Origin of the sequence: Geobacter sp. AOG2, assembly GCF_019972295.1 — a bacterium.
Lineage (GTDB): Bacteria > Desulfobacterota > Desulfuromonadia > Geobacterales > Pseudopelobacteraceae > Oryzomonas.
In genome coordinates this window covers 1,407,777-1,419,203 of record NZ_BLJA01000001.1, presented here as the reverse complement: position 1 = coordinate 1,419,203, position 11,427 = coordinate 1,407,777, and the positions used below count along the sequence as shown (strand labels likewise).

General features: G+C 53.2%; 9 protein-coding genes. 5 read left to right on the top strand and 4 right to left on the bottom strand.

Annotation, left to right across the window (positions count from 1 at the left end; translation table 11 throughout):
• The first annotated feature begins 49 nt into the window (after positions 1-49).
• From LDN12_RS06490 to LDN12_RS06480, 3 genes are all read left to right on the top strand, one after another.
• Positions 50-1,831 (top strand): c-type cytochrome, encoded by a 1,782-nt coding sequence (locus LDN12_RS06490; RefSeq protein WP_223921866.1) that lies wholly within the window; start codon positions 50-52, stop codon positions 1,829-1,831.
• On the top strand, positions 1,828-2,883 hold the full coding sequence (locus LDN12_RS06485) for a hypothetical protein (RefSeq protein WP_223921865.1): 1,056 nt from the start codon (positions 1,828-1,830) through the stop codon (positions 2,881-2,883). Before LDN12_RS06490 ends, LDN12_RS06485 begins: the two co-directional genes overlap by 4 nt.
• 131 nt (positions 2,884-3,014) lie before the next feature.
• Entirely contained in the window at positions 3,015-4,709 is a 1,695-nt protein-coding gene (locus LDN12_RS06480; RefSeq protein WP_223921864.1) for a mechanosensitive ion channel family protein, read from the top strand.
• Between the two features lie 83 nt (positions 4,710-4,792).
• On the opposite strand, the gene LDN12_RS06475 is transcribed toward LDN12_RS06480, so the two are convergent.
• Positions 4,793-6,271 (bottom strand): FAD-dependent oxidoreductase, encoded by a 1,479-nt coding sequence (locus tag LDN12_RS06475; protein ID WP_223921863.1) that lies wholly within the window; start codon positions 6,269-6,271, stop codon positions 4,793-4,795.
• Positions 6,272-6,339: 68 nt separating this feature from the next.
• Positions 6,340-6,876 carry a rubrerythrin gene (gene rbr / locus LDN12_RS06470; protein ID WP_223921862.1) on the bottom strand — a complete coding sequence of 179 codons (537 nt, stop codon included), beginning with the start codon at positions 6,874-6,876 and terminating at the stop codon, positions 6,340-6,342.
• 458 nt (positions 6,877-7,334) lie between these two features.
• On the opposite strand from rbr, the gene LDN12_RS06465 reads away from it, so the two are divergent.
• Both LDN12_RS06465 and LDN12_RS06460 read left to right on the top strand, forming a co-directional pair.
• On the top strand, positions 7,335-7,733 hold the full coding sequence (locus tag LDN12_RS06465) for an iron-sulfur cluster assembly scaffold protein (protein WP_223921861.1): 399 nt from the start codon (positions 7,335-7,337) through the stop codon (positions 7,731-7,733).
• 126 nt (positions 7,734-7,859) lie between these two features.
• Positions 7,860-8,747 carry an Mrp/NBP35 family ATP-binding protein gene (locus LDN12_RS06460; protein ID WP_223921860.1) on the top strand — a complete coding sequence of 296 codons (888 nt, stop codon included), beginning with the start codon at positions 7,860-7,862 and terminating at the stop codon, positions 8,745-8,747.
• 181 nt (positions 8,748-8,928) lie between these two features.
• Here the strand turns inward: LDN12_RS06460 and LDN12_RS06455 are convergent, their stop codons facing one another.
• Positions 8,929-9,882, bottom strand: coding sequence for an L-lactate dehydrogenase (locus tag LDN12_RS06455; protein ID WP_223921859.1), 954 nt, complete (start codon positions 9,880-9,882; stop codon positions 8,929-8,931).
• Positions 9,883-10,212: 330 nt separating this feature from the next.
• Positions 10,213-11,196: an MDR family oxidoreductase gene (locus LDN12_RS06450; RefSeq protein ID WP_223921858.1), complete on the bottom strand. Its 984-nt coding sequence runs from the start codon at positions 11,194-11,196 to the stop codon at positions 10,213-10,215.
• Between the last annotated feature and the right edge of the window lie 231 nt (positions 11,197-11,427).

Here is an 11,427-nt window from a genome sequence, read left to right as displayed (position 1 = left end):
GCAATAAAACCTGATTAGGTTAACATCAGCTTTCTGTCTGGAGGAGTTTGTGAACTATCCGGTTTGGTATATCCCCGAAGTCGGCGGTGGGCTACTGATCGCCATCGTTGCGATTATTCACGTTTTCATCTCCCATTTTGCTGTTGGTGGCGGGCTCTATCTGGTGTTCGCCGAGCGCAAGGGACTCCGCGAGAAGAACCCGGCGATCCTTGATTTTACCCGATCACACACCAAGTTTTTCATGCTGATGACCCTGGTTGCCGGAGGTGTGACCGGTGTCGCTATCTGGTTCGTCATCTCCCTTGTCCACCCGGCCGCCACCTCACTCCTGATCCACATCTTCGTCTTCGGATGGGCCACCGAGTGGGTTTTCTTCCTGGTCGAAATCGTGGCGATCCTCGTCTATTTTTATACGTTTGGCCGAATGGACGACCGAAACCACCAAACAGTGGGCTGGATTTATTTCATCGCCGCCTGGTTCAGCCTATTGCTGATCAACGGAATCATCAACTTCATGCTCTCCCCCGGCGCCTGGCTGGAAAACGGCTCCTTCTGGTCCGGCTTCTTCAATCCTCTCTTTTGGCCGTCGCTCTTTTTCAGGACCGCCGTTGCCTGCATGCTGGCCGGGGTATATGCATTCCTCACCAGCGCATTCCTGAAGGATATGGCCACCAAACTAACCATGACCAGGTTCTCCGCAAAGTGGGTGCTTGCCTCATACCTGGCCGCCATTCCTTGCGGAATATGGTATTACTCCAGTACCCCGCCGCCGGCGCGGGCTCTGATAGCCGGTACATCGCCGACTATACAGCGGGCGTTACAGGTCGGCTTCTGGGCGCTGATCGCCCTTGCCGTGCTGACGCTGGTCCTTGCCATCCTACGGCCATCTCTCCATTCCCGACCGACGGCACTATTCGTCTTTGTCAGCGCATTTTTGTTCATGGGGGCGTTCGAGTGGACCCGAGAGGCGGCGCGGCGCCCCTATGTGATCAACAATGTGATGTACTCCAACGCGATCCTCAAGGCTGAGGCGACAGGCCTGAAACAGATCGGCTTCCTTCACACCGCCCGCTGGATACAACACAAGGATCTTCAGGAGGAAAGCCTGCTGGAGACAGGCAAGGAATTGTTCATAAACCAGTGCTACGCTTGCCACAGCATTGGCGGAATTAACAACAATATACTAACCCGCACCAAAGCGATGTCCTATCCCGCCATGCTGGCCTACCTCAAAACAATCCACGATACCCGGTATTTCATGCCGCCCTTCGCCGGAAACGAGGCCGAAGCACGGGCATTGGCCGCCTACATTGTCGAGGGACTCCAGGGGAAAACGATTACCGAAGGCAACGCTCCAGGCGGCGGTAACGGACAGGAATTGTTCGAAGCACATTGCACAGCCTGTCACGATCAAAACCGTATCCGCTCCCTGACAAAAGGATGGGACCGGGCCAAGGTCAGAAAAGGCCTCGAAAAGTTGAGCGCCCTCAACCCTGCAATGCCGGATTATCAGGGGACAGCAGCGGATAAAGAGGCTCTGGCAGATTTCATCGTTTCGCTTAACAGCCAACAGCCGGCAGCGGCTACTGTGGCCCCCGGCCGCGGCAAGGAGATCTTCGAGCAGCACTGTTCCATGTGCCACACCTTGCGTGGAGGAGGCAACCCGCTCCTGCCGAAACTAGCTGGCTGGGATCGACAGCGCATCAGAAGCACACTCGACATGCTCGACAAGTTGCGGGGTGGCATCATGCCGCCATTGAGTGCGCCGCCGGCTGACAAGGATGCCCTGGCAACGTTCCTGTCATCATCACTGCAAGGAGGTGTAGAATGAATGCGCTTATTCCAGCCCCCGACACCATTCCGGTTGCCTGGGGCTGGTTCCAGGTTTTCTTGATGCTTGTGTTCCCACTCCATCTGCTCCTGATGAATGCCATGCTCGGCAGCACGGCCATATCCCTGTACGCCAGAATTAAGGGAGGCGAAACCAATCTCAGGCTGGCCCATGAACTGGCCAAGGTGCTCCCATTTCTGATCGCTTTCACCATCAACCTGGGGGTGGCGGCCCTGCTATTTATCCAGGTGCTTTTCGGAAATTTCCTTTATACCAGCTCGGTGTTGATGGCGGTTTTCTGGCTAAGCGTACCCCTGCTCCTGATCGTTGCCTATTATGCGGTCTATATCTACGATTTCCGGTTTGCCTCGCTCGGTAAGGGAGGTACGTTCCTGATTGGTCTGGCGCTGGTCATCTTGCTGGGAATTGCCTTTTTCTTCAGTAACAACATGTCCCTTATGCTGGAACCACCGCGTTGGAGCGCCTATTTCAGGAATCCGGGCGGCACCATTCTGAATGTCGGCAGCGCAGTAATCTGGCCCCGCTATCTTCATCTCGTCACTGGCGGTTTGGCCGTGGGGGGGCTGTTCGTTGCCCTCTATGGCCGGTTCAAGGGACGGCACGATACACAACTCGCTGCACGCGCGGCTGAAGTCGGCATGAAGGTGTTCATATCTTTTACGATGGTGCAGTTCGTGATCGGTTCCTGGTTTCTTCTCAGGCTGCCTCGTCCGGTGATGCTCCTGTTCATGGGTGGAAATCCGGCGGCAACGACTTTGTTTGTCATTGGTATGCTTTTGACCGTTGCCGTCTTGGGGGCAGGATTCAGAAAAAAAATTGTCTTAAGCGCCTCCCTGACATTCCCATTGGTTTTTGTCATGGCTTTCATGCGCGATGCGGCTCGCGGCGGCTATCTGAAGCCGTTTTTCACTCCGGATATGCTGAGGGTGATCCCACAATACTCGCCGATGTTCATGTTCATCGTTACCCTGATCGGCGGGATTGCCACTATTTTCTGGATGTTGCGCAAAACAGTCAAACTCTACAAGTAATCCCGGTTTTCATTACTCCGTAAAATAAGTATAAACTATTTTCAAAGGCAGATATGCCATGCGCTTTGACTGTCGGAAAATCAATGGGTTCCCGTGTGTCAATGAAAGAGAGCTGCCCTAGAGGAGCGCCCGTGGTCAAGAAAATCTTTGCTGTAACCGCTTTTTTCGTCCTCGTGGGTACTTGTGCGTTTGCCGATTCTAAGCCGACAACGAACAAGCCGGTCGTCCCGGTAACGGCCCAACTTCCCGAAGGGCAGGTAGTTTTAGATGGGAAAACCATTTTCAACATCAAGGAGCGAGTTCTTTCCTTTACCCCGGCAGACAGGGCTCGCGCCATTTCCGGCCGTCTTGCCAATATACTCAAAGACCCGCTGTTTCGTACCGACTCCATCACAACTATTGACGGTGAAGCCACAACTGACATCCTGGTTGGCGACACCGTCTTGATGTCCGTCACGGAGAGCGATTCCAAAGCCGAGGGGAAGCCACGCAAAGAGCTGGCAGAAGATCTGGTCCGGAAAATCCGTGCTGCACTCGTAAACCACAACAGGGAATACAGCTTGAACAGCCTCCTGATCGGGGGGCTGTATGCCGTTGCGGCAACAATTGTTCTTTTTGCCCTTATCATCTTTATCAGACACATTTATCCCAAATATGTTGCAAAGGTAGTGTCCTGGCGGGGTACCCGCATCCGCTCAATTCGATTCCAATCAATTGAAATCATCCAGGAAGAGCGCATCGCAGCTATACTCATCGGAGCGGCAAAATGGGTAAGGCTCCTCGTTATCCTGGGCCTTCTCTACCTGTATATTCCCCTCGTCCTCAGTTTTTTCCCCTGGACAAGGGGCCTTACGCCGACACTCTTGGATTATGTCCTGATTCCGGCTGAGAAGAGCGGACACGCGGTTATATCCGCCATGCCCAATCTTTTCTTCATTATTGTCATCCTGATCATCACTCATTACATCATCAAATTCACTCGTTTCTTTTTCAAGGAAATCGAGAAACAGACCATCACTCTCCCCGGGTTCTATCCTGACTGGGCCGACCCTTCCTTCAAGATCGTCCGCTTTCTGATCATCGCGTTTGCCGCGGTAGTGGCCTTCCCCTACCTTCCCGGATCAGATTCGCCCGCCTTCAAGGGCATCTCCGTCTTCCTCGGTGTGCTATTTTCCCTTGGCTCAACTTCTGCCGTCGCTAACGTCGTCGCCGGGGTCATTCTTACCTATATGAGGGCGTTCAAGCTGGGAGACCGGGTTAAGATTGCCGAAACGGAGGGCGACGTGGTGGAGAAAACCCTGCTGGTAACGCGTGTCCGCACTATCAAGAACATCGACATCACCATTCCGAACGCCATGGTCCTTAGCAGCCACATCACCAACTACAGTTCCTCGGCCCAGGCATACGGCCTCATCCTTCACACTACCGTCACCATCGGTTATGATGCCCCCTGGCGCCAGATACACGAACTCCTGATATCTGCGGCAGTCGCTACGGAAAGCATCCTGGAGATTCCTGCCCCTTTCGTATTTCAGACCGGCTTGGATGACTTCTACGTCCGTTACCAACTGAATGCCTATACCGATAAGCCTTCGATTATGGCGAAGACCTATTCTTTGCTCCACCAGAACATTCAGGATAAGTTCAACGAAGCCGGGGTCGAAATCATGTCTCCGCACTATTCACAGATCAGAGACGGAAGCAGAACAACCATTCCCGAGACCTATCTGTCCGATGATTATGTGCCTGATGCTATTAGGATTTTTCAAACAGGCAACCATACCCGCCAATCCGGGGGGAACCGGAAAGATGGCACGGAGGTTTAACGGGGGTCCGATAGGGTTTGCTTTTATGATGGCGAAGCAAAGTAATGAGATCTTCGGAATTCTGTGCGGGACAACACCACGGATTACAGCTTCAACATATTGGATTTATCTATTAACTGGCCTAGTTCCGGACATTCGGAAACCTGCCGGCGGCTTTCCACTATCTCCTTGAGTAATCCAGCAAGGTTCGTATCACCGTAAAGGACTGCTCCGACAAGTTGCCCGTCCCGACAGAATAATGCGCGGTAATTGTCTCCGTGAACATCCTCATAACACATCGTACTGGCATCTTCTTGTTGGATCTGGCCGATACTGAACAAGTCAATATCAAGTACCTTGATTCGATTTGAAGGTGCCACACCATTAAATTCGGCCTGCCCTCCGACTGCATTGACTCCGGCGATTATACCTTGGGCATAGCTGGCTGGCCAGATGCCATAAAGTTTGCCAAGATGTTCCGCAACATCTCCGGCGGCAAGAATCGCCGGGTCGGATGTGTACATCCAGTCATCGACAATAACACCATTATGGACTTTCAGACCGCTCTGCCGGGCAATATGGCTGTTGGGACGGACGCCTGCGGCAATGACAACAAGATCAGCCGGCAACTCTTCCCCATTGTTCAACAAAACGCCATGCACACTCTCGTCACCAGTCAGTTCCATCACCTGCACCCCACAACGAACAATGAGTCCCTGAGACTCAAGCCTTTGCTGTAAAAGCAGTCCTGCCCGAGGGGGCAACTGTCGCGGCAATAACCAGGAAAACCCCTCGACGACCGTGACATTCAAACCATGGCGAGCAAGGGCGCCAGCCGATTCAAGCCCCAACAACCCACCACCGATACAGACAACATTTTTTACTGAGACAAGTCTGGCCAAAATGGCATTGGCATCTTCCCGGGTCCTCAATACATGAACGCCTTCGCGTGTTGCCCCGGGTAAAGGGGGGATGAACGGATGCGCGCCATTAGCCAAAACGAGCCGGTCATATGCAAGCGTTCTTCCATCACGCAAGCAGACCTGCCGCTTTTCCCGGTCAAGCCCCGTGGCATCTGCCACCAGAAAATCAATATGCTGCTCGTCAAACCATTGTTGCGGCCGCATGCAGATTTCAGATTCTTTTATATCACCGGCCAGAAAACGCGTCAGGTTAAGGCGGAAGTAAGGGGGGGCCGGTTCTCGTGACAGGACGGTGATTTTTACATCCGGCGAGCTGCGTCGGGCTTCGCCAGCCGCGGTTATACCGGCAATGCCGGCCCCCAGTATAATGACATGGCGAATGTCGGTGTTATAGGTGGAGTTTGGATGCTTACCAGCCTGGGGCCTGAAGAGATTACCCGGCGAGCCACAGACCGGACAACTTGCCGGCGGTTCCGGTCCCTGGTGCAGGTAGTCACATATTCCGCATTGCCAGGCACCGGACGTTGCCGGGATAGCGATCTCACGTTGGATTTCCATTAAACTGAACAAACCTTGATCTGCACCACAAACCGGGCAAGGGCTTGGAGGCCCTTCACCGTTATGAATGTAGCCACAAATCTCGCATTTCCAAGCTTTCATAGCGCTTGTCCCGTTCCCGGAGATTCCTCCATCGGTTTGCTTAAAATGGTCCAGACTGTTCGATGCCCTCAGTAATGCTCTTCCACCAACTCAAAATATGCCTGGGGATGTTTGCAGACAGGGCAGATTTTGAGGGCTTCCGGACCTTCATGGACGTGGCCGCAATTACGGCATCTCCAGCGTACCGGCTCATCTTTGGCAAAGAGGGTATTTGTTTCCAACTCCTCGAGTAGTTTCTGGTAGCGTTCCTTATGAGCTTTTTCGATTTTACCTATTGACTCCAGCACAAAGGCGATTTCGGGGAATCCCTCTTCCCGGGCTTCACTGGCCATTCGCGGGTACATGTCGGTACATTCTTCGAGTTCACCGGCCGCAGCAGCTCTCAAATTGTCGGCAGTTGAGCCTATCCCGTTGAGGTACTTGAAATGGAGTTTGGCATGCTCCTTTTCATTTTCGGCTGTCTCGAGGAAGATGGCCGCCACTTTTTCATACCCCTCCTTCTTAGCAACCGAGGCAAAGTAAGTATACTTGTTGCGGGCTTGCGATTCTCCGGCAAATGCATCCATGAGGTTTTTTTCTGTTTTTGTTCCTTTGAGTTCAGGCATCGTCATTCCTCCTTTGATGGTTTCTTTACTTAATCAAGACAAAAGCTCCTTAACCACTTCCCGCAGAAATCAGTTTATTTCTGCAGTGGATTCTTCTCTTGGCAGTTTACCCACACCTCCCTGCTATGGCAGCGCCTATCAGGAAAAAATTATCTCTCCCATTCTCTGGCTGTCAAGGTGCTGTAATGACAGAGGGACATGTTTATTCTCCACTGAGACGGTTCCGTGAAGAAATATGACTTTTATGCCTCGCGTGCCATGCAAAAGGCAAGAATCACTAACTTCTAGATATTATTTCATATTTTGGAGCTCACGATCCAGCCAACAAGAACGTGGTCCAGTATATCTTTTTTATACTGCTAACGGAATCCATAATGTGTTTATGCACAAAATTTAATTGACATACAGATATACGAATGTAATTATGTGCATATACACAATACGAAAGGAATCGCTCAGTGAGTGAATTGTATTCAGCGAAGGTATTGGATCATGTCCAAAATCCGCGCAATGTTGGATCTCTGGAGGATGCCAATGTGGTGGTACAGACGGGCGATCCGAACTGTGGCGATGCCCTTGTCTTTTTTATCAAGATTGAAAATGACGTCATTTACGACATCAAGTTTCTCATCAAAGGATGTGGCGCAGCTATCGCGACATCCTCGATAGCCACAGAACTGGTCATGGGCAAAAATCTAGATGAAATTCTCACCATCAATGACCAAGGAATAGCCACAGCTTTGGGGGGATTGCCGGAGGAAAAGATGCACTGTTCGAACATGGCGGCTTCGGCATTACATGCGGCGGTACAGCAATACCGGGCAACTGTCGCTGGAGAAGCACGCCCGGTTGTTTAATTTAGCAGGTTACCCCCTTAAACGTTTGGAAGTGGCAAACAGTCAAAAAATGTGTATGCCGAGGGGTGAGTCAAAGGATATCTCCCGGCAGAGCCGTTTCATAAGTAATTACAGAAGGGAGCACATGTGAGCAGCGAACATCATGGCAGTACTGTCGGCGAAGCTTGCTGGGGCGCAGAAGAGACGCGACGTCTTCGGGAACTGAAGGAGCAACTTGACCTGCAGGAAAACCTGGTCAAGATCGGACACAAGATCGTTGTCCTGTCCGGCAAAGGTGGTGTGGGCAAGAGTTCCGTAGCAACGAACCTGGCGGTAGCCCTCTCTCTTCAAGGCCAAAAAACCGGTCTTCTCGACGTGGACCTCCACGGGCCGAGCATCCCGACACTTCTCGGCATTGAAAGACAGCTTACGCCAACCGGTGGTACCCGCATTGAGCCGGCCGCCTATAACCCAAACCTTAAAGTGATGTCCGTTGGGTTGTTCTTAAAGGATCAGGACGAAGCAATGATTTGGCGCGGCCCTGCCAAGCATGGCGTCATCAAGCAACTTCTGACTGCCGTCGAGTGGGGCGATCTTGATTATCTAATCGTCGACTGCCCGCCGGGGACCGGAGACGAGCCGCTGTCAGTGATCCAACTGTTGGAGGGTGCCGCCAGCGCCATCGTCGTAACCACTCCACAGGATGTAGCACTCAACGATGTTCGTAAGTCAGTCACCTTCTGTCGCCAAGTAAAGTTGCCGGTGATCGGGGTGGTGGAAAACATGAGTGGTTTTGTCTGTCCCCATTGCGGCGAAAGCATCGATATCTTCAAAAGTGGCGGCGGCAGCAACATGGCCGGAGAGATGAATGTTCCGTTTTTGGGAAGGATCCCGCTCGATCCGGCCCTGGTCTCCGCAGGGGACAAAGGATTGCCGTTCGTGGAACACCTAACTGCGTCGCCAACGACCGAAGCCTTCGACAAGATCGTGGCTACCGTTATAGCTTGGTGCAATCCCACAGCTAAGTCGGCATAGGGGCAGCAATGATGGCCAAAATCGTGGTATTAAGGACGAAATTGAAAAAGGTGTGCGAAGGACAAGAAAAATACTGACAACGAAATCCGCCACGTTCAGCATAAACTTTTATAAATGACAGACCACGCGAGACTACGATGGATACTCTTGTGCCAAGCCAAAGCGTTATCTTGACCGTATTTTATGTCTTGGGCGGCACATCCAACCCTTCGATGGCACTGCGGACCACTGCGGCACTGGCCTGGAGCGACGATTCCTCCTCAGGAGTCAGGACCGGCGAAAAGGTCGCCAGCACTCCCGCCTCACCCACCAAGTGAGGTAGCGAGACGGTCACGTCGCCTTCCGTCCACGATTCAGACAGAGGGGTGCAGACGGTAAGGATGGCCCGCTGATCACAGAGAATCACATCGACAATGCGCGCCAACGCGCTGCCGACCCCGTAATAGGTGGCCCCCTTCCCCTTGATGATGGCATAGGCAGCCCCGCGCACGCTGTGATCGATCCTTAGCCGCTGGTCGACATCAAACTGAACGCCGCGCAAACGGCAAAACTCTTTCAAGGGAATCCCCCCAACCGTCACCAGCGACCAAGTCAACACCTCGGAATCGCCATGTTCCCCAAGCACGTAGCCGTGGACATGGTGCGGGTCCACACCAAGGTGGCTTCCCAGGAGGGTACGAAAGCGGGCGGTATCAAGCATGGTGCCGGAACCGAGGACCCTGCTTGACGAAACTCCGTGAACCTTCGCGTAGCGCGCCGCCAAGTGGGTCATCACATCCACCGGGTTGGTGGCGATCACCAGTACGGCGTCAGGAGCATGGGCAAGTACCTCCGGCACAACATCACGAAACACGGCAGCATTGCGTTGCAGAAGTTCCAATCGGCTCTCGCCCGGCTTCTGGTTGACACCGGCGGCGATGATGACGGCGCGGCTCCCCTTCAGGTCGGCATAACCGCCGCTGGTCACTTTCAGCGGCCGGGCAAAGGGAACGGCATGGTAAATATCGTTCGCCTCAGCGCGGCTGCGGGCTTCATTCTTGTCGATCAGTACGATCTCCCGGCCGACTCCCCCCATCACCATAGCGTATGCCGCGGTCGCCCCAACAAAACCACCTCCGACAATACCGACTTTCATACCATCTCCTCGTGGCGAAACAGAGCCAGTTGCAGCATCTCCAGAATACGGCACGCACAGCCATTTCAGCCATGGACATGCCACCAGCGTATGCCGCAATTCTCCTAAAAACAACTACTGTTCCGAGTGCTGAAAAAGATAAGACGTAAGCAACTTGGGATGGAGACGCCAGCAATGTTGCTGCAATCGGGACAATATCACTCGCGACAGACGAAATTACAGGGGCAAATGCGGCCTGGACTGGCCGTGTTCACAGGGTCTCTCCGTAATGCCAAACTTGTCACGGGGATGTGCCCCAGAGTAACACGCGACGGAACACATAGCATTAAGTCAGGCATTCACATCAACGACAATCCGCCCGCGAACCTGACCGTCCAACAGTTTTGTTGCCATGGGAATGGTTTCACTGAGGCCAATCTCATTGGTGATCAGGCTCAGTTTAGAAATATCAAGGTCCGTGCCCAAACGTTGCCAAGCGATGAGACGGTCGTTACGCGGGCACATCACGCTGTCGATGCCGGCGAGGGTCACCCCGCGAAGAATAAAAGGCGCGACAGTCGCCGGAAAATCCATGCCACCGGCAAGACCACAGGCGGTCACAACACCACGGTACTTGGTTGTAGCGCACACGTTAGCCAGTGTATGGCTGCCGACGACGTCGACCGCACCGGCCCAGCGTTCCCGCCCGAGAGGCTTACCCGCAGAGGAAAAGACTGACCGTTCCAGCACCTCGCTGCCTCCCAGACTTTTAATGTAGTCCGTTTCCTCCGGCCGTCCGCTCACGCCAACAACCGTATAGCCGAGCTTTGACAGTATCGCCACAGCGATGCTACCAACACCGCCGGCAGCTCCAGTGACCAGGATTTCTCCCTTGTCCGGCGTTACGCCGTAACGCTCCAGAGCGAGCACACACAGCATTGCAGTATAGCCCGCGGTACCTATGGCCATGGCTTGCCGGGGTGTAAATTGTGGAGGAAGTGGAACCAACCATTCACCTTTCAAGCGCGCCTTCTGAGCCAACCCCCCCCAATGACCTTCACCTACTCCCCAACCGTTCAGGAGCACGGTGTCGCCGACCCGATACGCCGGGTTGCCGGTTTCCTCGACAATACCGGCCAAATCAATCCCGGGCACCATCGGGAACGCGCGAACGACAGGACCCCGACCAGTAATTGCAAGCCCATCTTTGTAGTTGAGGGTTGAATGACTTACTCGTACGGTTACGTCTCCTTCAGGCAATTGTGCCTCATCACACTCTTTGAGAGTTGCCCGGTAACCCGCCTCGTCTTTCTCAATCATGATCGCTTTGAACATTTAGCTCTCCTTTTAATACCCGTACCGGACAGGGTGACCAAAATAAATGCTCTAGCCTCTCAAGAGAGGAGTGAGTCTCCTCAACAAGATGACGATTCTGCCTGCGTCAGCCTCCCTGCACGTACACAATGATAAAGCAATTTAAAATTAGGCACTTTAATCCGGCGTTGACCTGAAACTCGAATTTAGGACGGTCTGCCTGACGGTGTTACTTGTTGTATAACATCTTAC

Excerpts from the sequence above, each read along its gene's own strand:
- LDN12_RS06485 (WP_223921865.1), top strand. The coding sequence starts at position 1,828 with ATGAATGCGCTTATTCCAGCCCCCGACACCATTCCGGTTGCCTGGGGC.
- LDN12_RS06475 (WP_223921863.1), bottom strand. The coding sequence starts at position 6,271 with ATGAAAGCTTGGAAATGCGAGATTTGTGGCTACATTCATAACGGTGAA.
- rbr (WP_223921862.1), bottom strand. The coding sequence starts at position 6,876 with ATGCCTGAACTCAAAGGAACAAAAACAGAAAAAAACCTCATGGATGCA.
- LDN12_RS06455 (WP_223921859.1), bottom strand. The coding sequence starts at position 9,882 with ATGAAAGTCGGTATTGTCGGAGGTGGTTTTGTTGGGGCGACCGCGGCA.
- LDN12_RS06450 (WP_223921858.1), bottom strand. The coding sequence starts at position 11,196 with ATGTTCAAAGCGATCATGATTGAGAAAGACGAGGCGGGTTACCGGGCA.